Annotated in this window: 20 protein-coding genes; 4 read left to right on the top strand and 16 right to left on the bottom strand. The window is 45.4% G+C overall.

Annotation, left to right across the window (positions count from 1 at the left end; all coding sequences use genetic code 11):
* Positions 1-4: 4 nt before the first annotated feature.
* The 7 genes from ANCC_RS10025 to argC all read right to left on the bottom strand — a co-directional run bounded on the left by ANCC_RS10025 (position 5) and on the right by argC (position 6260).
* A complete protein-coding gene (locus ANCC_RS10025) occupies positions 5-691 on the bottom strand; it encodes a response regulator transcription factor (protein ID WP_006566740.1) in 687 nt (228 codons plus the stop codon).
* Positions 692-705: 14 nt separating this feature from the next.
* The gene (locus tag ANCC_RS10030; protein WP_009289492.1) at positions 706-1275 is read right to left on the bottom strand and encodes a helix-hairpin-helix domain-containing protein; all 570 of its coding nucleotides are present in this window, start codon (positions 1273-1275) and stop codon (positions 706-708) included.
* Between the two features lie 109 nt (positions 1276-1384).
* Positions 1385-1822, bottom strand: a complete 438-nt coding sequence (locus ANCC_RS10035) for a DMT family transporter (protein WP_006566738.1) — start codon at positions 1820-1822, stop codon at positions 1385-1387.
* Positions 1823-1882: 60 nt separating this feature from the next.
* On the bottom strand, positions 1883-3064 hold the full coding sequence (locus ANCC_RS10040; protein WP_006566737.1) for an aspartate aminotransferase family protein: 1182 nt from the start codon (positions 3062-3064) through the stop codon (positions 1883-1885).
* Between the two features lie 9 nt (positions 3065-3073).
* Complete coding sequence (gene argB, locus ANCC_RS10045) at positions 3074-3958, bottom strand: acetylglutamate kinase (RefSeq protein ID WP_006566736.1); 885 nt, start codon at positions 3956-3958, stop codon at positions 3074-3076.
* Between the two features lie 11 nt (positions 3959-3969).
* The gene (gene argJ, locus ANCC_RS10050) at positions 3970-5196 is read right to left on the bottom strand and encodes a bifunctional ornithine acetyltransferase/N-acetylglutamate synthase (protein WP_006566735.1); all 1227 of its coding nucleotides are present in this window, start codon (positions 5194-5196) and stop codon (positions 3970-3972) included.
* A 23-nt stretch (positions 5197-5219) separates the two neighbouring features.
* Positions 5220-6260, bottom strand: coding sequence for an N-acetyl-gamma-glutamyl-phosphate reductase (argC, locus tag ANCC_RS10055; RefSeq protein ID WP_022260774.1), 1041 nt, complete (start codon positions 6258-6260; stop codon positions 5220-5222).
* A gap of 283 nt (positions 6261-6543) precedes the next feature.
* Between argC and ANCC_RS10060 the strand changes: the two genes are divergently transcribed.
* On the top strand, positions 6544-7761 hold the full coding sequence (locus ANCC_RS10060; RefSeq protein WP_006566733.1) for an argininosuccinate synthase: 1218 nt from the start codon (positions 6544-6546) through the stop codon (positions 7759-7761).
* 75 nt (positions 7762-7836) lie between these two features.
* Here the strand turns inward: ANCC_RS10060 and ANCC_RS10065 are convergent, their stop codons facing one another.
* The 4 genes from ANCC_RS10065 to ANCC_RS10080 all read right to left on the bottom strand — a co-directional run bounded on the left by ANCC_RS10065 (position 7837) and on the right by ANCC_RS10080 (position 12056).
* Positions 7837-8523: a SanA/YdcF family protein gene (locus ANCC_RS10065; protein WP_006566732.1), complete on the bottom strand. Its 687-nt coding sequence runs from the start codon at positions 8521-8523 to the stop codon at positions 7837-7839.
* Between the two features lie 21 nt (positions 8524-8544).
* Positions 8545-10665, bottom strand: coding sequence for a DNA topoisomerase III (locus tag ANCC_RS10070; protein WP_006566731.1), 2121 nt, complete (start codon positions 10663-10665; stop codon positions 8545-8547).
* 15 nt (positions 10666-10680) lie between these two features.
* Positions 10681-11415: an ankyrin repeat domain-containing protein gene (locus ANCC_RS10075; protein ID WP_006566730.1), complete on the bottom strand. Its 735-nt coding sequence runs from the start codon at positions 11413-11415 to the stop codon at positions 10681-10683.
* 215 nt (positions 11416-11630) lie between these two features.
* Positions 11631-12056 (bottom strand): putative ABC transporter permease, encoded by a 426-nt coding sequence (locus ANCC_RS10080; protein WP_009289485.1) that lies wholly within the window; start codon positions 12054-12056, stop codon positions 11631-11633.
* 154 nt (positions 12057-12210) lie between these two features.
* On the opposite strand from ANCC_RS10080, the gene argH reads away from it, so the two are divergent.
* Genes argH through ANCC_RS10095 form a run of 3 tightly spaced genes read left to right on the top strand, consistent with a single transcriptional unit; the run spans position 12211 to position 16108 of the window.
* On the top strand, positions 12211-13590 hold the full coding sequence (argH, locus tag ANCC_RS10085; RefSeq protein ID WP_006566728.1) for an argininosuccinate lyase: 1380 nt from the start codon (positions 12211-12213) through the stop codon (positions 13588-13590).
* Positions 13591-15324 carry a hypothetical protein gene (locus ANCC_RS10090; protein ID WP_006566727.1) on the top strand — a complete coding sequence of 578 codons (1734 nt, stop codon included), beginning with the start codon at positions 13591-13593 and terminating at the stop codon, positions 15322-15324.
* 7 nt (positions 15325-15331) lie between these two features.
* On the top strand, positions 15332-16108 hold the full coding sequence (locus ANCC_RS10095; protein WP_006566726.1) for a class I SAM-dependent methyltransferase: 777 nt from the start codon (positions 15332-15334) through the stop codon (positions 16106-16108).
* Positions 16109-16147: 39 nt separating this feature from the next.
* Here the strand turns inward: ANCC_RS10095 and ANCC_RS10100 are convergent, their stop codons facing one another.
* The 5 genes from ANCC_RS10100 to serC all read right to left on the bottom strand — a co-directional run bounded on the left by ANCC_RS10100 (position 16148) and on the right by serC (position 21665).
* Entirely contained in the window at positions 16148-17008 is an 861-nt protein-coding gene (locus tag ANCC_RS10100) for a mechanosensitive ion channel family protein (RefSeq protein WP_006566725.1), read from the bottom strand.
* A gap of 90 nt (positions 17009-17098) precedes the next feature.
* On the bottom strand, positions 17099-18139 hold the full coding sequence (locus tag ANCC_RS10105) for an Ig-like domain-containing protein (RefSeq protein ID WP_009289481.1): 1041 nt from the start codon (positions 18137-18139) through the stop codon (positions 17099-17101).
* A 173-nt stretch (positions 18140-18312) separates the two neighbouring features.
* The gene (gene asd / locus ANCC_RS10110; protein WP_006566723.1) at positions 18313-19398 is read right to left on the bottom strand and encodes an aspartate-semialdehyde dehydrogenase; all 1086 of its coding nucleotides are present in this window, start codon (positions 19396-19398) and stop codon (positions 18313-18315) included.
* Positions 19399-19409: 11 nt separating this feature from the next.
* Positions 19410-20570 carry a phosphoglycerate dehydrogenase gene (locus ANCC_RS10115; RefSeq protein WP_006566722.1) on the bottom strand — a complete coding sequence of 387 codons (1161 nt, stop codon included), beginning with the start codon at positions 20568-20570 and terminating at the stop codon, positions 19410-19412.
* Positions 20571-20582: 12 nt separating this feature from the next.
* A complete protein-coding gene (gene serC, locus ANCC_RS10120) occupies positions 20583-21665 on the bottom strand; it encodes a 3-phosphoserine/phosphohydroxythreonine transaminase (protein ID WP_022260775.1) in 1083 nt (360 codons plus the stop codon).
* Positions 21666-21676 lie beyond the last annotated feature (11 nt).

Raw genomic sequence — 21676 nt, forward strand, 5'->3', positions numbered from 1 at the left:
CTTCTTATGCTTGGAAATAATAACCTACCCCCCATTTAGTATGTACATAGTCTGGAACTCCCGGATTTACTTCGATTTTTTCACGCAGACGCCTGATATGGACATCCACGGTCCTGGCATCACCCGGATAATCATACCCCCAAACAGTGTTCAGCAAATCTTCTCTGCTGTATACTTTATTCGGATGGAACACGAGCAGTTCCAGCAAGTCAAACTCTTTCGCCGTCAAGTTAACCTCTTTGCCGTTGATATGGACTCTGCGGCTGTCACAATCAATCTTTAATCCGCGGCTCTCGATCACCTTCGGTGTCTCTGCCGGAGCAGCGTGGCTGACACTTCTCCTTAAAATGGCCTTGATCCGCGCCTTCACTTCCAGAATATTAAACGGCTTGGTTACGTAATCATCCGCGCCGTACTCAAGTCCGAGGATCTTATCCATGTCGTCGCCCTTTGCTGTCAGCATGATAATCGGTACGGTCGAAAACTCCCTGATGGCCTGACACACTTCATATCCCGTAAGCTTAGGAAGCATCACATCCAGAAGGATGATATCGTATTGATTTTCCTTTGCAAGTCCCAGGGCTTCCTCTCCGTCATAGGCACAGTCTACCTCCATCTCATCCTGCTCAAGGCTGAACTTGATTCCTTTTACTATCAATTTTTCGTCATCAACAACCAGTACCTTTTTCATATTTTCACCTCAAACTAAACTGTTATCATGTCTTTGATTTTACGGTAGATGCCCTGTTTGATTCCCCGGATCTTCATGATATCCTCCGGCTTTTCAAAGCCTCCGTTTTCTTCTCTGTAAGAAATAATGTCGGAAGCTTTGGCCTCTCCGATCCCTGTAAGGGTCATCAGCTCTTCTCTGGATGCACTGTTTAAGTTCACCCTTTTGTCCTGAGTCCCGGAACCTCCAGTCGGTGAAGATGTATCTTCCTTCTTCCCGGCTTCCTTTTTCGAAGGCACGTAAATCTGCTGCCCGTCTTTGATCCGTTCTGCCTGATTGACACCTGCGGCTGAGGCATCCTTCGTAAATCCTCCTGCCAAAGCGATGGCGGAGACAATCCTTGCGTCCTCCGGAAGTTCATAAACTCCAGGTTTCTTCACGCTGCCGCAGACATAGACGCAGATCTTCTCCTTCTCAGAAGCTTTTTCGGTTCTTTGGGGCTCGGACCCATCATTTATCTCCATTCCGGACTTCTGTGCACATCCCGCGATGCAGAATGTCAGAAGCAGAATACCGGTCATACATAACTTTTTTGCTCTATACAATCTAAGGACCTCCTTAACTGTACAAAGCGCCATCTAACCATGCGTAAAATCTCTATTGCTATTGTAACTAATCTGCCTCATTTTTACAAGGACATCTTTCAGGAGAGCCCTATGATTTCCATTTAAAAATTAAGATGCCTGCAACAAACAATACGACGCCCGCAAGCTTCATCCACTGAAACCCTGTTTTTTCGACCCCAAACAGTCCGAAAACCTCGATCAGGTATGAGACAATCAGCTGTGCAGCCACAATCAGCATGGCAGATTTTGCCGGTCCGAGTAAACCGATGCTCTTGATCACCGTAAAGGTAATGCCCGCACCCATGACTCCTCCCAGGAGCACATATTTCGGCGACACTTTCATGAGACTTAAAAAACTCTGATCCCTTTCCGCAAAGATCCAGACGGCAAGGCAGGTCAGCAGTCCGGTAAACTGCACGAAAGAACTGGCTGTCCACAATCCGGTCTGCTTTGAAACTTCGGTGTTAAATACACCCTGAATACTCATCAGGGCACCTGATACTAATGCTATTATAAATCCAATCATAAAAAAACCTCCAAAGATTTGTTACCCATAGTTTATCCCTGGAAGTTTTTGATTATACATTTAAAAAGAGGCTCTGAGCTTTTCAGTCATCATATCCACATGTTCCTTTTCAATGACAAGGGGCGGTACAAACCTCAAAACATTGTTTCCGGCAGAGATAAGAATCAGTCCGTTGGACAGAGCCTTCGATACAATCTGCCCGGCCTGTTTCTCTTCCGAAAACTCCAGTCCCTGCATCAGTCCGATGCCTCTGTGGGCAGTGATAAAACTGAACTCATTTTTCAGTTCTTCGAGTTTGTCCCACAGATAGCCGCCCACTTCCCGGACATGTGCGACCAGATCAAGCTTTTCAAACTGGTCAAAGACAGCATTAACCGCTGCTCCCGCCAGAGGATTCCCCCCATAAGTCGTTCCGTGGTCTCCGGGCACTAAAACCCCGTCTGCTTTTTCACCTGCGACAAATGCACCCACAGGAATACCGCATCCAAGGGCCTTGGCAAGGGTCAGTATGTCCGGTTTTACTCCATAGAGATCATGGGCAAACATAGAACCGCACCGTCCCATGCCGCACTGGATCTCGTCAAAGATCAGCAGAAGGTCATGCTCATCACAGAGTTCCCTTAAACCCTTTAAAAATTCAGGGTCGGCAGGATAAATGCCTCCTTCTCCCTGTACCACCTCGCAGATGATGCCGCAGGTCTTATCCGTCACCTTGGAAGCCACATCGGAAAGATCATTGAATTCGGCAAACACCGCACGGAATTCCTTCGGCACAAAGCCTTCCTGATACTTTTCATTGCCTGTCACAGACAGGGCCCCCTGGCTTCTGCCGTGGAAGGACTGCTTCATTGCAATGAATTCATATTCCTTGTCCGGGTCCTCCTGATATTTGTATTTCCTTGCGACTTTCAGCGCTCCCTCGATGGCCTCTGTACCGCTGTTGGTAAAGAATACTCTTTTCATCTTCGCGGCTTCCACGATTTTTTTTGCAGCCTCAATCGAGGGCACATTGTAATACAGGTTCGACGTATGGATCAGTTTGTCGATCTGGACTTTCAAAGCATCATTGTATTCCCTGTTTCCGTACCCCAATGCGAAAACAGCGATCCCTGCCCCAAAATCCAGATATTCTTTCCCGTCGGTATCATATAAGTTTACGCCGTCCCCGCGGTCTAAAACCACGGGAAAACGGTTGTAAGTCTTTAATATGTATGCTTCTCCGTCTTCTATAAAATGATTCATGTTCTCCTCCTAAAAAATCGGATCTTTTAAGATCGCCGTTCCGATACCTTTTTGTGTAAAGAACTCAAGCAGCAGACAGTGATCCAGGCGTCCGTCCAGAATATGCACTCTTGCAACACCGTTTTCGATGGCCTCAATACAGTTTTTAAGCTTCGGAAGCATGCCCCCGCCAACGACTCCTTTGTCTACGAATTCATGGGCCTGGGTCAAATCCATTTCAGAGATCAGTGTGCTCTTATCTTCAGGGTCAATGAAAACCCCCTCAATATCCGTAAGGAAAACCAGCTTCTCTGCGTTCAAAGCAGAAGCAATGGCACAGGCCGTGTCATCCGCATTGATGTTATAGCCCTCGTAATCCTCCCCAAGTCCGATGGGAGAGATCACCGGAACAAAATCGTCCTCAATGAGCGCCTCTAAAAGGTCTGTATTGACTTCTGTTACATTTCCCACATAGCCGAGATCTTTCCCCAGAACTTCCTTTTTTTCAACCTTCATCATCTCCGCGTCTTTTCCGGAAAGTCCGACGGCCTTAATGCCCTGCTGGGCCATCATGGCAACCAGTTCCTGGTTCACCTTAAACAGCACCATCTCAGCGATCTCCATCGTATCTTTGTCTGTGACACGGAGTCCATTGTAAAATTCAGGTTCCTTTCCGGAAAGCTTCACCCACTTGCTGATCTCTTTGCCGCCGCCGTGTACGATGATCGGCTTCATACCGATCAATTTTAAAAGGGCCACGTCCCGGATCACATTTTTCTGCAGATCTGCGTCCAGCATGGCGCTTCCGCCATATTTGACAACCACATATTTTCCGCTGAAATAACGGATATAAGGCAGAGCTTCGATCAACACCTTTGCTTTTAATGATTCTTCTTCCAACATCTTTTCGTCCATAATTTCTCTCCTTAACTCCTGTAATCTGCGTTGATAGATACATATTCATGGGTCAGGTCACAGCCCCACGCCGTGGCCGCCTCTTCTCCGCTGCGGATGTCGATCACCGCTGTCACTGCATCTTCGGATAAAATTTCCGTAGCCGCATCTTCCGAATAATCTGTGGCAACCCCATCCTTTACGATGGCAAGACTTCCTTTTTTGCTCTCAAATGAGATATCCACTTTCAGCGGGTCAAACGCCGCTCCCGAATATCCCATGGCACAGAGGATTCTTCCCCAGTTTGCGTCTTTTCCGTAAATGGCCGCCTTTGTGAGGCTGGATGTGACTACTGCCTTGCTCAGGGTTTTGGCACAAGCCTTATCCGGTGCATGGTGTACCTGAACTTCAAATAACTTTGTACAGCCCTCACCGTCTCCGGCAATCTTTTTGGCAAGCTCCCGGTTTACATAGAGCAGGGCCTTTTTAAAAGTCTCATAGTCCTCATTTTTCTCTGTGATCCTTGTGTTTCCGGCCATTCCGTTTGCCAGCACAAATACGGTGTCATTGGTGGACGTATCTCCGTCCACAGAAATCATGTTGAAAGTATCCTCAATCAGTTCTCTCTGGAGTTCTAACAGCAATGTCTTTTCGATGGCGGTGTCTGTGGTGATAAAACCGAGCATGGTTCCCATGTTGGGATGGATCATGCCGGAGCCCTTGCAGATGCCCCCAACGGTCACCTCCGTGCCTGAGAGTTCCACGGAAACTGCTGCCTCTTTTGTCTTCGTATCGGTGGTGAGGATCGCCTCCGCCGCATCCCGGCTGCTCTGCCGGTCATGCCTTAACTCAGGAACCAAAAGCCTGATTCCCTTTTCGATGGCTTCCATCGGAAGCTGCTGACCGATCACTCCGGTAGAGCTCACTAAAACTTCTTCTTTTAAAACACCGAGCTCTGACGCTGCCATTTCCGCTGTCCTGACCGTATTGTCATAACCTTTTTCACCGGTACAGGCATTTGCGATCCCCGTATTGATAACCACTGCCCGGACCGTCTCCTGGTCCTTCACCAGTTTTTGTCCCCAGAGCACCGGAGCTGCCTTCACAACATTTCTCGTAAATGTCCCTGCCACAGCCGCGGGCTCTTCACTTAAAATCATAGCCATGTCTTTGTTGGTTTTTCCGGGCTTAATTCCTGCACGAAGTCCTGCTGCCAAAAAACCTTTCGGGGATGTCACCCCTCCGTCTAATATCTTCATAAATATATCTCCTTTTCCATCTCCTACGGGAACATTGGAACCAGATTAAGCCCCTCTGTCTCATCGAGTCCGAACATCAGGTTCATATTCTGGACCGCCTGACCAGCCGCTCCTTTCACCAGATTATCCATAGCACCCATCATGATCACCCGGTTCGTTCTCGGATCAATCTTAAAATTCACATCTACATAATTGCTGCCCTCTACCCATCTGGTCTCCGGACATACGCCCTCGGGAAGCACTCTGACAAATGTTTCTTCTTTATAATAGGAATCGTAAATATCTTTTACCTGTTCATATGTAACTTCTTCTTTTAAGGAAGCGTAGGCTGTCACCAGGATTCCCCGGTTCATCGGAACCAGGTGCGGAGTGAAATTCAGTACCACCGGCTGTCCGCACGCATAGCCGAGCTGATCCTCGATCTCCGGCGTGTGCCTGTGGGATGCCACTCCATAGGCTTTGATGTTTTCATTGACTTCACAGTACAGGTTGTTGACCTTTGCGCCCCTTCCCGCCCCGGAGGTTCCGGACTTGGCATCGATGATGACGGTATTCATATCGATCAGTCCCTCTTTTGCCAGCGGATAAATGGATAAAATAGAACAAGTCGGATAACAGCCCGGGTTGGCGATCAGTCTGGCTTTCTTTACATCTTCCCTGTTGATCTCACACAGGCCGTAGACTGCTTCTTTTATAAATTCCCTGCTGGGGTGCCTGATCCCATACCACTCTTCATATCGGTCGGCGTCCTTGATTCTGAAGTCTGCACTTAAATCAATGATCTTTGTCTTAGACAAAACTTCTTCTGAGACGAGGGAACTGCACAATCCCTGCGGGGTCGCCGTAAAAATCACATCCGCTTTCTCTGCCAGTTCATCCATATTGTCATCCATACAGTCGGCATCCACGATCTCGAACATATTATGGAAGACCTCATAATACTTTTGATCTATGTAGCTTCTGGAGCCGTACCAAACAATCTCTGCATCCTTGTGCTGCATCAGCAGACGGACCAGTTCCTGTCCGGCATAACCCGTAGATCCTATAATTCCTGCTTTTATCATAAAATTCTCCTCTTTTCCTGCGTTTACGAATTGTTTATAATTATACATCTCTGTAATGTAATATGCAACACCTTTTTTACCGATAAATCAGAGTTTTTAAATCTTTTCACCGTAAAAGGATTATGAATATTTATTCATTTATTGCTGTGTATATTCATTTATTTTGAAATTTTATGCATTATTATATGAAAAAGTCCTTGCATCTTCTCCTGTTATCCCGTATATTATTGGATAGAACACAGATAAAAATCTGATGGTATGAACTATATGAGGAGGAACAAGAATGAAAGAAAAAGTTGTTTTGGCATACTCCGGCGGGCTGGACACCACCGCGATTATTCCATGGTTAAAAGAAAACTATGATTATGAAGTCATCTGCTGCTGCGTGGATGTCGGACAGGGAAATGAATTAGACGGTCTGGAAGAGCGGGCAAAGCTTTCCGGAGCCACAAGGTTATATATAGAAGATGTTGTTGACGAATTCGTTGACGACTATGTGATCCCAACGGTCAAAGCCGATGCGGTTTACGAAAACAAATATTTATTAGGTACATCCTTCGCCCGTCCGGTTATCGCTAAAAAACTCGTGGAAGTTGCGAGAAAAGAAGGTGCTGTTGCGATCTGCCACGGCGCTACCGGTAAAGGAAACGACCAGATCCGTTTTGAGTTATCCATCATGGCACTGGCTCCGGACATCAAGATCATCGCCCCATGGCGTGAGCTGGACACATGGAAGATGGATTCCCGTGAAGATGAGATCCAGTACTGCAAAGACCACGGTATTGACCTTCCGTTCTCTGCAGAAAACAGTTACAGCCGTGACCGGAACTTATGGCACATCAGCCATGAAGGCCTGGAATTAGAAGACCCGGCGGTAGAGCCCGACTACAATCACTTGCTTGTATTGGGAAATTCTCCGGAACAGGCTCCGGAAGAAGGAGAATATGTAACGATCGGATTTGAATCCGGCGCTCCGGTATCCGTTAACGGAGAAAAGATGAAGGCTTCCGATATCATCCGTAAATTAAATGAATTAGGCGGAAAACACGGCATCGGTATCATCGATATCGTTGAAAACCGTGTAGTCGGCATGAAATCCCGCGGTGTCTATGAGACTCCAGGCGGAACAATTTTGATGGAAGCTCATCAGCAGTTAGAAGAACTTGTACTGGACCGTGATACTATGGCGTTCAAGAAAATCGTTGCTGGTAAATTTGCCGATCTTGTCTATGAAGGAAAATGGTTCTGTCCTCTGAGAGAAGGCTTACAGTCTTTCATCGAGACCGTCGATAAAGACGTGACCGGAGAAGTAAAATTCAAGCTTTACAAAGGAAATATCATCAAAGCGGGTACTTCCTCTCCTCATACTCTTTACAGCGAATCACTGGCTAGCTTTACAACAGGTGACCTTTATGACCACCACGACGCAGAAGGATTCATCCGTCTGTTCGGCCTGTCAATGAAAGTAAGGGCATTAAAAGACCAGGGACTTGCTGATTAATTGCCAGTACAAAGTAAATAATGATGATTAGAAAACTGCCGGGCAGCTGTATATTTTCAGCTGCCCGGCAGTTTTCTAATCCGTTGTATTTCCATTTCCGCTGACCGGAACTGCTTTTCCTAAATACTTAGGTTTCGGTTTTACTGCGGTATATCCAAAATCCTTGATCCTTGCAATGGCTTCCCGGAATTTTCTTGCTTTGTCTCCTTTATAGACAGCCTTATCGCAGGAAATTCCTTTCACCTCAAGTCCCAGCGCTTTTGCATCATAGACGGCACGATACAGATGATACTTTTGTGTGACCACAACAATACTTTTCGCCTTAAAAACGTCTCTTGCCCGATACATTGTCTCATAGGTAGAAAATCCTGCATGATCCTTAAAGATATGTTCGGACGGGATTCCCTGTTTTATGGCATATGCTTTCATGGTACTGACCTCATCATATCCTTCTGCCCCATGGTCACCGCTCATAATGATCCGGTCCGCAAGTCCCTGTTTGTAAGCCTGGATCCCTAAATCAACACGTTCTTTCAGCATCAGGCACATGCTGCCGTCTTTTCTCACTTTTGCCCCAAGCACGACAACTGCATCTGCTTTTTTCCCTTTTTGTTCCAAGGCCAGCTGACGGGCTGTTTCTATATCTTTTTTAGACTGGTGAATCATAAACCAGTTGATCCCTCCTGCAGTCAGAATCCCTGCAAATATAAGGATCAAAAGCAGTTTCAGCCACCGGCTCCATCTTTTTCTCTTCTGTTTCATACCACTCCCCTTGCTGTGTTTTTAAAGTTTCAGCTTCGCTAATGCATCCGCAAAGGCGTTATTGATCGGCTCCTGTGCTTCTTTCTGCTGCTTTTTCAGATACCGGTTCACTTCCTTTTTGCTGACTCCGGCGCCCTCTTTTTTCTTCCGCTCTTTGAAGGCACTGAGTTTTTCTTTGTGCCCGCACACACAGACAAACTTCTGGGCATCTCCGTCTCCGACCATCTCCATCTTTTTATGGCAGACAGGGCATCTGGCGTTGGTTGTCCTTGAAAGTGTTTTTCTGTATCCGCATTCCCGGTCCTGACACACGAGAAATGTACCGTGTTTCCCTTTTACTTTCAGCATAAATTTTCCGCATTCCGGACACTTCTGCCGGGTAAGATTTTCATGGCGGAATGTTCCGTCGGCATGTTTGATCTCATCAATGATCTGTCTCGTATAACCGCTGATTTCTCCCATGAACTTTCTGTCGTCTTCCCTGCCCTCGGCAATCGCCGTGAGTCTGCGCTCCCACTGGGCTGTCAGTTCTGCTTTTCTTAAGTCCTCCGGAACCAGCTTTAAGAGCTGCTTTGCCTTTGCAGTAACCGTAACTTCATTCCCATTCTTTTCAAGAAGGAAACTGGAAAACAGCTTTTCAATAATATCCGCTCTGGTGGCCACCGTGCCCAGGCCCTGCCGCTCCATTTTGGAAATCAGGGTTCCTTCCGTATACCGGGCAGGCGGACTGGTCTTCCCTTCCGTGATCTTTAAAGAGTTCACCTTCACATTCATACCCTCTTTGAAGATTTTTAGTTTTTCCTGAGGCAGGGAATCATCTTTGTCGTCCTCTTCCCGATAAAGATCTTTCCATCCGGCTTTGACCATGACCGTTCCTCTTGCCTCAAATGTCTCTCCCTGGATTTTTCCGGAAACAGACGTCTGCTCATATTCACAGGCCGGTGACAAAACAGCGAGAAAACGTTTCACTACCAGATCAAATATCTTCCGCTCCTCAAAACTCATATCACTCAGAAATACCGGCTGTTCTGTCGGAATGATAGCATGATGGTCCGATACCCTGCCGTCATCGATAAACGAAGCCGAGGCCTTGACCGGTTTTGTCATAAGCTTTGCGGTCCACTGCTTGTATGGGCCCACACTCACGGCTTTCAGACGCTCTTTTATGGTATCTGCCATGTCGGCAGTCAGATATCTGGAATCCGTCCTCGGATAAGTCAGGACCTTGTGGTGCTCATAGAGACTCTGCATCAGATTCAGCGTCTGCTTGGCAGAAAATCCGAATCGTTTGTTTGCGTCAGTCTGAAGGTCTGTCAGATTGTAGAGGGCAGGCGCATAGGTTTTCTTCGGCTTTTTTGATACCCTCTGAACAAGTAGAGGTGCTCCGTCCGCCGCTTTCCTTATTTTTTCTATTCTTTCCCTGTCAAAACTCTGACTGCTCCCTGACTTATGTTCTTTCCACGTAAATGTCAGGCCATGGCTGACAGCTTTCAGTCCGTAAAAGTTCTTCGGCCGGAAACTGCGGATCTCCTCTTCTCTTTCCGCGATCATGGCAAGCGTAGGAGTCTGTACCCTGCCGCAGGATAATTGGGCGTTATACTTGCAGGTCAGTGCCCTCGTTGCATTGATTCCTACCATCCAGTCCGCCTCTGCCCTTGCCACAGCCGCGTGATAAAGGTTTTCATATTCTTTTCCCGGTTTCAGCCTCGAAAATCCCTCCCGGATAGCTTTGTCCGTGACCGATGAAATCCACAGCCGTTTTACCGGCTTTTTATTCCCTGCTTTTAAGAGAATCCACCGGGCCACCAGTTCGCCCTCGCGCCCCGCATCTGTCGCGATGATAATATCTGACACATCCTCCCTGAAGATCAGCTTTTTGACAGACTGAAACTGTCTGGACGTCTTCCCGATCACCACGAGTTTCCACTGTTTTGGCATCATCGGAAGGGTATCCATGCTCCACTGCTTATACTGATTCCCATACTGTTCCGGATCTGCCAGAGTCACCAGATGACCCAGTGCCCAGGTCACGATGTACTGATCCCCCTCCATAAAGGAAGATCCCTTCTGCCTGCATCCCAAAACTCTGGCGATATCCCTTGCCACCGAAGGTTTCTCTGCGATTACTAATTGTTTTTTCATTTTCCATCCTCATTTCTATCGCCGGCTGACGACCGCACGGTCCAGCAGAACCCGGATCTTTCCCAGATACCGCCGGCTCTGTTTCTTCTCTTCGTCGGTTAAGCGGCTGTTTTTCATCTCGGCTTCTATGTTCTTTCGTCCCATTTCAAAATAGTCCTCGGCTGTTTTTCCGTCTTTATTTACGGCAGACGGATCAGCACCAGCATACAGAAGACTCCGGATGATATCCACCGAGTTTTGATCTACGTTTCCATTTGCCATATAGCAGGCAAACATCAGCGGCGTTGTCCCGTCTTTATCCTGATAAGCCGCATCTGCCCCGGCCTTCAAAAGCTGACTGAGCAGCTTTCGGTCTCCGAAGGAGATGGCCTCATAGAGCGGAGTCCTGCGGCGAAAGACAATATCATTTTCTGCAGAATAATCCGCATTCACTTCTGCCCCCTGCCCGATCAAAAATTCCACCATACCGTACATCCGGTTCCGGTCGAGAGCATCAATCGCCATAAGCAGAGGGGTATTGGCTGCAGATTGATCAGGGTCATTCAGATCAAAGCCCTGCTTTACCATCCGTCTGATTTCTTCCTTGTTATTATAGAAAATATTGTATTGGACCGTTCCATTTTTATATACAGATTTTTTGGCTGTTTTTTTTCCGGATATATATAGAACACCCGTCAGAAAACAGCCCACCAATAAGACAAACAGCAGGACAGCTGCCAATTTTTTATGTACTGTCGGTATTTTTTTCATAAGAATCACCTCGCAGCTACCATTATATAAAACTCTTTCTGGCTAATTCTTATGAAAATACTTATGATTTTATTATAGTTTGATAAGAAATCGGTTCACCGCAATTCCACCCTGCCTATACTTTCCTGACAATAATATCATAAAAAGAGCCTGATGTCTGCCCAAAATATGATCAGAAGAAGGCAAGACAGCCTCCTTCTGACTGCTGGAAAGAATCAAAGGATTTTGTAATGAGGTTTTTCTTCATGAAACAGTTTATACCTTAAAAAATCATCCATGACAATCGCCACGCTGGACGCAAAAAACCAGAGCACCGAGTACAAAAGGCAGATCTGCCCTTTAAAATTATATGGCAGATCAGAGTAATCCCAAATATCCCAGCCAAGCCATACGTTAACGATCAGCCCCGTGATCAGCTCAAGCCCTGTGATAATAAACGTAGAGAGAACCATCTGGCTTACAAAGCTCATCTTGATCTTTACACTCTCGTTTAAAAGCCCGATGCACAAAAAACAGGCTCCTCCGCACAGGAACATCGTATAATGGGAATATCCCCTCACTAAAACTTCCAGGAAGAAATATCCCATCCCGCCCAAAACAAATAAAATTAAATGCTTTTCTATTTTTAATCTTCGTTCCATTCTATTCACCCGTTTTTTAAATATTGTGTGCGATGCCGGGTTTTGATATACGCTCTTTTTCCAATAAAAATATAGTAAATATTGCATTTATAGTGTAAAATATTATGGTTAGAATTTATCAAAAGACAAAATAATAAGAAATGAGGAAATACATATGGCACAATTATGGGGTGGCAGGTTCACCAAGGAAACCGACCAGCTGGTTTACAACTTCAATGCATCCATCGGATTTGACCAGAAATTTTACCGTCAGGATATCGAGGGCAGCATTGCACACGTTACGATGCTTGAAAGTATCGGTGTCCTCTCAGCGGCTGAGAGAGACCAGATCGTCGGCGGTTTAAACAGTATCCTCTCAGACATCGAGTCAGGAACCATTGAGATCACAAGTGAGTATGAAGACATTCACAGTTTTGTGGAAGCCAATTTAATCGACCGCATCGGCGATGCCGGAAAGAAGCTTCACACCGGAAGGAGCCGAAACGATCAGGTGGCTCTGGACATGAAACTTTATACCAGAGACGAAATCACTTCTCTCAAGGAACTTTTAAAGGATCTTATGGAAAATCTGCATCAGATCATGAAAGACAATCTTGATACATTTATGCCCGGCTTTACCCATCTGCAAAAGGCACAGCCGGTGACACTTGCCCATCACGCGGGCGCTTATATGGAGATGTTCAAAAGGGACTACTCCCGCCTTACCGATATCTATGAGAGAATGAATTACTGTCCGTTAGGTTCCGGAGCACTCGCCGGGACAACCTATCCGCTGGACAGAAAAATGACCGCAGATCTTCTGGACTTTTACGGGCCAACCTTAAACAGCATGGATTCTGTTTCCGACCGGGATTATATCATAGAACTATTATCTGCTCTTTCCACTGTTATGATGCATTTGAGCCGGTTCAGTGAAGAGATCATTATATGGAACTCCAATGAATACCAGTTTGTGTCCATCGACGATGGCTTCAGTACCGGAAGCAGCATTATGCCGCAGAAGAAAAACCCGGATATCGCAGAGCTGGTACGCGGAAAGACCGGCCGTGTCTATGCGGCTCTTAATTCCATCCTCACGACTATGAAGGGAATTCCGCTGGCCTATAACAAAGACATGCAGGAAGATAAAGAATATACTTTCGATGCCATTGATACGGTAAAAGGCTGTTTAAGCCTGTTCACAGGAATGATAAAGACGATGACGTTTCATAAAGACCGCATGGAAAACAGCGCAAAGAACGGCTTTACCAACGCCACCGATGCAGCGGATTATCTGGTAAACCACGGAGTTCCTTTCCGGGACGCTCACGGTATCGTAGGTCAGCTGGTGCTTTTATGTATTGAAAAAGGCATTTCCCTAGATGAGCTCTCTCTTGAGGAATATCAGGAGATCAGCCCTGCCTTTGCGGAAGATATTTATGATGCGATCAGCATGAAGACCTGCGTAGAAAAGCGAAATACCATCGGAGCTCCGGGACAGGATGCGATGAAAAAAGTAATCAAAATAAACGAAGCATATTTAAAGGAATTGTAAATGAAAAAGAAATGTTTGCTGTCTCTTATGCTGTTCTCTCTCATTTTTTTGTGGGGATGCGGACTCGAGCTGAACAGCCGCATGGAACTGAATAAAGATTTTTCCGGACACAGGCTCATGACCTGTACGGTCAGTTCTGCCGATCTGGCAAGATATTTTTCCGGTTCCAAAAAAGATTTAGACAAGGTCATACGGGATGCCTGCCCGAAAGCCCTTGTCTATAAGCAGACCACGGAAAAAGACGACACGGTCTACACCTTCCGCATGGACTTTTCTTCCCTGAAAGATTACAGAAAAAAAGTCGAGTCCCTGCTGAATTTTGCCCCGGAGATCAGTTACAGCTATGCAGATTCTCCGTTTGCAAAGGGACTTCGCTATTCAGAAAATTTCTCCACGAAAGATCTGATGTCCTGGCTCTATACAGCTCTCTATGAGAAGGGGTATGTGGATCAGAAATCTGTCAATGACCTGTGGAACCTGAAGAGCACAGAATTTACGTTCGCAGGAAAAAAATACGAGACAGATGAAAAGATCAGCATTGATGAAATGACTTATGTACCTGTCACATCCATTGATATCAAAACCCGGGAGACAAGCAGCAGAAAACTCAAAAGGACGATTTCCTTCAGGCTGCCGAAAGAAACCCTGGAAAAACATTCATCTGCCGTCAACAGCTATTTTTCCGGCTCCTCTTATAAGAAAAGCTGGAAAAATGAAAAAGACGGAAAAACCCTGATCATCACCTTTACCAAAGATAATTTTTCCGATCTGTGCGCCGTCACACGAAAGGTGCTTCACACATCAGATACGAGAGGCACATACCGGGTAGAGACAAAGAGCGGCAGCCCCTTTGAATTCCTCCTGGACTATGAAGAGACATTAGATTTTAAAAACTTTGCAGACGAATCCGGAAAAGTCCCCGTCACCTACACTCATATTTCCAACGCCGCCTATTCCGGCAGCGGCGAACAGACTCTGATCGACGGAAAAACAGGCAAAAAGAAAGTAAATTTCTCATCTTCCTTTGGACAGCCGGTGAGAAAGTATGAGATTGCGGAAGTTTACAAAAATAAAAATGATATCCGAAGAAGTTTCAGCTTTATTTTCTCTTCTGTCTGTAACAAACGGGAACTTGCTAAACTCAAAGAAGCCTTTATGGGCAGTACTGTCTCCAATGTTTCACTGGACAAAGAGGATGACTACCGCCTCTCTTTCACACAGAAAGGCACCGTAGACCAATGCGATGCAGATTTGAAAAAGATCTGGAAGGGCAGTTCTTCTTCCTATGAGACCAAGAAGACCCTTTTCCGCGGACAGACATCCGGCTATACCGGAAAATTCAGACTGCATCTGAACAATAAGAAAGCCAAAGGCACTTTCACTTTTGCCTCCGTGAGCAAAGATTCCTCTGTTGATATTTCTGTGACCGCAGATCATTCCAAAAACATTAAAATGGCACAGAACGTAGCGGATAAACCGATCTCCGCCCTGATGGAGGGAGACGAGGCAATAGCTTCTATTCATAAGGTAGAACTCACAGGCGATTCTTTTACTGTAAACTATGAAGGAAGCACTTCGGGTCATTTCTTATTAAATGCACTGAAATTCCTCCTGCCCCTAGTCCTTCTGCTCGTTGCCGGAATCCTTGTGTATGTCAAACAAAATTCGGTCCTCTATTGGCTGAAGAGAACAAAGGAAAAGATTCAGGAACAGCTAAAGAAATTTCAGAGGTGAAGATACAGTGAAACGTGATTCATATGAGAGCATAGAACGTACAAAAAAAGGATTTGAAGAAAGTTTTAAGTCAGGAACCTTTTACAATGAACAGACTCAGGACCAAAATCATCTGGAGTTGATCCTAAATTTCCTGAATATAAGCCCTGGAATGAATGTTCTTGATCTCGGCACAGGGACAGGCTATCTGGCTTTTCCCATTGCCGGGAAATATCCGGAAGCCGAAGTTACCGGACTGGACATCGTGGAAAACGCATTGAATCATAACAGAAAAAGGTCTGAAACCGAGGGCTTAAGAAATCTGATTTTTTTAAGTTATGACGGTCTTGCCTTCCCTTTTGCCGATGAGACATTTGATCTGGTTATTACCCGGTACGCTCTGCATCATTTTCCGCAAATCGCCGATACTTTCCATGAAATCAACAGGGTATTGAAACCAAACGGAAAATTATTTCTTGCCGATCCCGCTCCGAATGATAATGATGACAAACGGTTTGTGGATGCATATATGCAGATGAAAAAAGACGGACATATCAAGTTCTATACAAAAGAGGAGTGGCTTAAACTCGGCGAATTGACAGGATTACAGTTTGCAGACAGCTTTGAAACCCAAATACGGTTTCCTAAGAAAAAGGAGAATGCTCCGGAGTTTGATGAAATAATACACCGGTTCGATCAGCAGGTCATTGCCGGATACGATATCGAAATCACAGAAAGTGAAATCTGGATCACTGAGAAAGTAAACAATCTTTTGTTTCAAAAAAGAAATGGAGAAAATCTGTAAACCGCAGATTTTCTCCATTTCTTATGGATATTTTCGTCCCTATACTGTAGCCTGTTCCCGATCTGTTCCCTTTATTTCCGTAACATTGACATCCAGTTTATTGTAAGGTATTTCAATGCCTTCCCGGTCAAATGCATCTTTGATATGCTCCAGCAAAGACCACTTAGTGGAAACATACACCTCCGTAGATACCCATGCCCTCAGCCCCATGATCACGGAACTGTCGGCCAGATCACTGACAAATACCTGAATATTTTCATCCTGGGTCATATGCTCTTTTTTCGCCACACCGAGCATCGTCTCTTTTACTTTCTGTATATCGCTGTCATAGGCAATCCCAATCTTCAAATCAATCAGTCTGCTGTCCTGCTTTGTGTTATTAATCAAATTGCTGTTGCTCAGTGTTCCGTTTGGGATCACGATGACCCGATTGTCCACGGTCTTGAGCTTTGTGTAGAAAATGTCCATGGATGCCACTTCACCTTCACAGCCTGTGCCGTCCACCACAATATAATCTCCCACCTGGAACGGTTTCAGGATCAGCAGAAGAACTCCTCCTGCAATATTGGAGAGACTCCCCTGCAGGGCCAGACCTACGGCAACACCGGCTGATCCGAACAGAGCCACAATAGATGTTCCCTTCACTCCCAGACGCTCTACTGCCATGAATATGACAATGCACCTCAGGGCAATTTTCAGGAAGGAACAGCTGAAGGTTACAACTCCGAGATCTACTTTCCGCTTCTCCATTCCTTTCCGAAACAGAGAAACCAGCCATTTGCTCAGCTTAAACCCGACACCGACAATGATCAGTGCCACCAATATATTCAGTGCAAAATCTAAAATCTGATCTGTATAATGATTCAATACGACATTCCAATTCACGCTTGATGCTATCATCTTATGTTCTTCTCCTGTTATTTATAAGTATTTTTTATATCTTCGGCTTTAAAACAGAAGAAACACGCAGTGCGTGTTTCCCTATGTACTCTATTTTACGGTAACTTTGCATGTTTTCTTCGTGGATGTACCCGGAATCCATGCGGTTATCGTTGCCTTTCCTTTTTTCTTCTTTTTGACAACTCCCTTGGAAGAGACTGTGGCGATCTTTTTATTGCTTGTCTTATACTTCAGTTTGTCCTTGGACCGTTTATTATAAATGACACCTTTCAAAGGATATTTTTTTACTTTCATCAGTGTCAGCCTGCTGGCGTTCAGCTTTATGATTCTGGAACCAAGGGATACTTTGACCTTGCACTTCTTTGAAAGGCTGGTTCCATTGACTTTAACCGTTACATAGCATGTGCCCGTTTTGACTCCGGTTATCACTCCTTTTGAGGAGACTGTGGCAATCTTTTTATTGGAAGAAGAGAATATCAATTTATCTCCGCTCCTCTTATTGCCGATCGTTGCCTTCAGGGCTGCAGTAGCTCTGGTTTTGACCGAAAGGCTTGTCTTGTTAATACTCAATGTCCTTGGTTTGGACGTAGATGATGCCACCGGACTGCTGCCGTTTGACACTTCCCTGCCGCTTTTGTCATAGTAACGGAAATACTTCATCTCACCCTTTGATACGACTCTGTCCGCCTTGGCATAGGTCCTGCCTTTTTCCTGCCACTTCCAGTTCTGCTCAAGCAATGTGACATTGTTTCCGGAAACATTCTGAACAATAGCCCAGTGTGTGCCTGCCGATGCGATATCTCCCACCTTTGGTGAAGAAACCTTTTTGAACTTACCGCCTTTTTCATACTCCTCCGGCGTTGCTCCGGAAAAAAGATTGTACGGTGTAAATCCATATCTGGCCTGATAATATTTCTTAACCAGGGCCGCACAGGAATAAGTCTTGTCATTTCCGTCCCACTTTCCCGGACGGTAAACCGCGTTCACTCCCTGAAACTCATCGACGACCTGTCCTGTCTTTTTTACTTCTACAACTGTCATGGCGGCCTTTAATTTCCCTCCTGCCGGAAAAGCAACTGCCAGACCCAGTACCAGTCCTAAAATCCCCCATCTTATCCTTTTCTTACTCATCTGTCTCTCCCTTTGTCTCCGTAAAATGTTTTTACATTGAAACAATCTTATTATAATATAAATTGTGAACAAATACAATTGTTTTTGTAACATTTGTAACATCTCTGCCGAGGTAATTTGTGGAAGAAAAAACCAGCCATTAAACTGTTTAATGGCTGGTTCGTTACATCTTTTTATTTTTTTGCAATGAATCCCTTGGCTTTCAAAGTCTCTGCACAGAGAACCGCTCCGCCGGCCGCTCCGCGGACCGTATTGTGGGATAATCCTACAAATTTATAGTCATAGACGGTATCTTCTCTGAGACGTCCGATGGATACGCCCATTCCGTTCTCATAGTCCACGTCCATGCTTACCTGAGGGCGGTTGTCATCCTCTAAATACTGGATCATCTGTTTCGGCGCACTCGGAAGACTTAATTCCTGAGGAATCCCCTTAAATGTTACAAGCTTTTCAATCAGCTGTTCTTTTGTAGGGTTCTTCTTAAACTTCACAAATACTGCCGCAGTATGCCCGTTTAATACCGGAACACGGATGCACTGGGTCGTAATGACCGGAGACTCTGCCTTTACTATCTCTCCATTTTCGATGTGCCCCCAGAGACGAAGCGGCTCCTGCTCACTCTTCTCTTCTTCTCCGCCGATGAACGGGATGATATTACCAACCATCTCAGGCCAGTCTGTAAAATTCTTTCCTGCCCCGGAAATCGCCTGATATGTAGTTGCTACCACTTCATACGGCTCAAATTCCTTCCATGCGGTGAGGACCGGTGCATAGCTCTGGATCGAACAGTTCGGCTTTACGGCAACAAAACCTCTCTTTGTGCCGAGACGTTTCTTCTGGCTTTCAATGACATCAAAATGTTCCGGATTGATTTCCGGCACAACCATCGGTACGTCCGGCGTCCAGCGGTGTGCACTGTTATTGGAAACTACCGGTGTCTCCGTCTTCGCATAGTCTTCTTCGATCTTCTTGATCTCTTCTTTTGACATATCCACCGCACTGAAAACAAAGTCTACTTCAGATGCTACTTCTTCCACTTCGTTTACATTTTTTACAATAAGCTTCTTCACTGCCTCCGGCATCGGGGTGTCCATTTTCCAGCGCCCGCCTACTGCCTCTTCATAAGATTTTCCGGCAGATCTCGGACTGGCTGCCAGCGTAGTCACCTCAAACCAGGGATGATTCTCCAGAAGGGAAATAAATCTCTGACCTACCATTCCGGTAGCGCCAAGAATTCCGACTCTTAATTTTTCACTCATATTTTTCACCTCTATAATACTCTTAAACGAATGACACCATCGATCTGTTTCATTTTTGAAAGCACTTTCTCTGAAGGACGCTTCTCCACATCAAAGATAGAATATGCATAATCTTTTTTGGACTTGTTGAGCATGTTTTCAATATTATATCCTTCTTCTGCCAGAGCTGATGTAAGCTGTCCGATCATGTTCGGAAGGTTTTTGTGATGAACCGTAATCCTGCATTCTGCCTCGATGTCTCCCAAATCACAGTTTGGATAGTTAACAGAATTTACAATGTTTCCTTTTTCCAGATAGTTCATCAGCTGATCGACTGCCATCTCCGCACAGTTTTCTTCAGATTCTTCTGTGGAAGCTCCGAGATGAGGGATCGTAATCACGCCGTCTGCCGCTGCTACTGCCGGATTCGGGAAGTCTGTCACATAATGTTTAATCTTCTTGGATGCGAGTCCGTCCAGTACCGCCTGATCGTCCACCAGCTCACCTCTTGCAAAGTTTAAGATGGTCGCTCCGTCTTTCATCTTCTGGACAGCTTCTTTTCCAATCATTCCCTTTGTGCTCTCCATATACGGAACATGGATGGTCAGAAAATCACATTTCTCATAGATTTCGTCTAAGGAACTGCTGTGGTTTACCATTCTTGACAGACTCCATGCAGAACGTACAGATACATACGGATCATATCCGTAGACATTCATGCCGAGACGATTGCAGATATTTGCAACCAGAACACCGATGGCTCCGAGCCCGATGACACCGATGCTCTTTCCTTTCAGCTCATTTCCTGCAAATTCTTTCTTCTTCTTCTCGATCATCTTTGCAAGATCTGCCTCTTTTGCATTCTCTTTTACCCAGTTCACACCGCCGATGATGTCCCTGGAAGCCAAAAGAAGCCCTGCAACTACTAATTCTTTCACACCATTTGCATTGGCACCCGGCGTATTAAAAACGGTGATTCCTTTTTCAGCATATTCATTCAGCGGAATATTGTTGACTCCCGCTCCCGCACGTGCCACTGCAAGCATAGAATCCGGCACTTCCAGATCATGCATAGATGCACTGCGGACTAAAACTGCATCGGCAGCGTTTAAATCGTCGATTACCTCAAACTCGCTTGTAAATAAATCCAAACCGCGGTTTGAAATAGGGTTTAAGCATTTTACTGTATACATTTTCAACACTCCTTATTTGTTTTCTTCTTCAAATTTTTTCATGAACTCAACTAACTTCTCTACGCCTTCTTTCGGCATTGCATTGTAAATACTTGCCCTCATTCCGCCGACGGTGCGGTGTCCCTTTAAGTTTTCAAATCCGGCTTCCTTCGCCTCTTTGACAAACTTGGCATCCATCTCATCATCACCAGTGACAAACGGAACGTTCATGAGCGAACGGTCTTCTTTTACGACAGTTCCCTTAAACATTTCACTCTGGTCTAAGAAATCATAGAGGATCTTTGCTTTCTCTTCATTGTGCTTTTTCATTGCTTCAAGTCCGCCCTGTTTTTTCAGCCACTGGAATACTTTTCCGCAGATATAAATTCCATAGCACGGAGGCGTATTATATAAAGATTTGGCATCTGCCTGAGTCTTCCACTTTAACATAGTCGGTGTTCCCGGAAGCACATCGTCCGTAATCAGGTCTTCCCGGATGACTGCAACTACAACTCCCGCAGGTCCTACATTTTTCTGTACTCCAAAGTAGATGACTCCAAAATCTTCCACATTTACCGGCTCAGACAAAATACAGGAAGACATGTCTGCAACCAGGATCTTTCCTTTTGTATCCGGCACCTGCTGATACTTAGTTCCGTAAATCGTATTGTTATAGCATACATACACGTAATCTGCATTTTCAGAAATGTTCAGATCAGAGCAATCCGGAATATATGTAAAAGTCTTGTCTTCAGATGAAGCGATGATGTTTGCTTTTCCATATCGGCTGGCTTCCTTATATGCTTTCTTTGCCCACTGTCCCGTAATAATGAAGTCTGCCTCTTTGTTTTTCATCAGGTTCATCGGGATTGCAGAAAACTGTGAAGAAGCTCCTCCCTGCAAAAACAATACTTTATAGTTGTCAGGAATGTTCATCAATTCTCTCAAGTCAGCTTCCGCCGTCTCGATGATGTCAGAGAACATTTTAGATCTGTGGCTCATCTCCATTACAGACATGCCGCAGCCTTTGTAGTCCAGCATCTCCTCTGCTGCTTCCTTTAACACTTCTTCCGGCAGCACTGCCGGACCTGCTGAAAAGTTATACACTCTTGCCATTTTCATAATCC

This window comes from Anaerostipes caccae L1-92, assembly GCF_014467075.1.
Lineage (GTDB): Bacteria > Bacillota > Clostridia > Lachnospirales > Lachnospiraceae > Anaerostipes > Anaerostipes caccae.

Bases quoted from the DNA above. Each gene is read 5' to 3' on its own strand.
- ANCC_RS10025 (WP_006566740.1), bottom strand. From the start codon at position 691: ATGAAAAAGGTACTGGTTGTTGATGACGAAAAATTGATAGTAAAAGGA.
- argB (WP_006566736.1), bottom strand. From the start codon at position 3,958: ATGGACGAAAAGATGTTGGAAGAAGAATCATTAAAAGCAAAGGTGTTG.
- asd (WP_006566723.1), bottom strand. From the start codon at position 19,398: ATGAGTGAAAAATTAAGAGTCGGAATTCTTGGCGCTACCGGAATGGTA.
- ANCC_RS10100 (WP_006566725.1), bottom strand. From the start codon at position 17,008: ATGATAGCATCAAGCGTGAATTGGAATGTCGTATTGAATCATTATACA.
- ANCC_RS10105 (WP_009289481.1), bottom strand. From the start codon at position 18,139: ATGAGTAAGAAAAGGATAAGATGGGGGATTTTAGGACTGGTACTGGGT.
- ANCC_RS10080 (WP_009289485.1), bottom strand. From the start codon at position 12,056: ATGGAACGAAGATTAAAAATAGAAAAGCATTTAATTTTATTTGTTTTG.
- ANCC_RS10040 (WP_006566737.1), bottom strand. From the start codon at position 3,064: ATGAATCATTTTATAGAAGACGGAGAAGCATACATATTAAAGACTTAC.
- ANCC_RS10035 (WP_006566738.1), bottom strand. From the start codon at position 1,822: ATGATTGGATTTATAATAGCATTAGTATCAGGTGCCCTGATGAGTATT.
- ANCC_RS10060 (WP_006566733.1), top strand. From the start codon at position 6,544: ATGAAAGAAAAAGTTGTTTTGGCATACTCCGGCGGGCTGGACACCACC.
- ANCC_RS10090 (WP_006566727.1), top strand. From the start codon at position 13,591: ATGAAAAAGAAATGTTTGCTGTCTCTTATGCTGTTCTCTCTCATTTTT.
- serC (WP_022260775.1), bottom strand. From the start codon at position 21,665: ATGGCAAGAGTGTATAACTTTTCAGCAGGTCCGGCAGTGCTGCCGGAA.
- ANCC_RS10065 (WP_006566732.1), bottom strand. From the start codon at position 8,523: ATGAAACAGAAGAGAAAAAGATGGAGCCGGTGGCTGAAACTGCTTTTG.
- ANCC_RS10070 (WP_006566731.1), bottom strand. From the start codon at position 10,665: ATGAAAAAACAATTAGTAATCGCAGAGAAACCTTCGGTGGCAAGGGAT.
- argH (WP_006566728.1), top strand. From the start codon at position 12,211: ATGGCACAATTATGGGGTGGCAGGTTCACCAAGGAAACCGACCAGCTG.
- ANCC_RS10115 (WP_006566722.1), bottom strand. From the start codon at position 20,570: ATGTATACAGTAAAATGCTTAAACCCTATTTCAAACCGCGGTTTGGAT.
- argJ (WP_006566735.1), bottom strand. From the start codon at position 5,196: ATGAAGATATTAGACGGAGGGGTGACATCCCCGAAAGGTTTTTTGGCA.
- ANCC_RS10075 (WP_006566730.1), bottom strand. From the start codon at position 11,415: ATGAAAAAAATACCGACAGTACATAAAAAATTGGCAGCTGTCCTGCTG.
- argC (WP_022260774.1), bottom strand. From the start codon at position 6,260: ATGATAAAAGCAGGAATTATAGGATCTACGGGTTATGCCGGACAGGAA.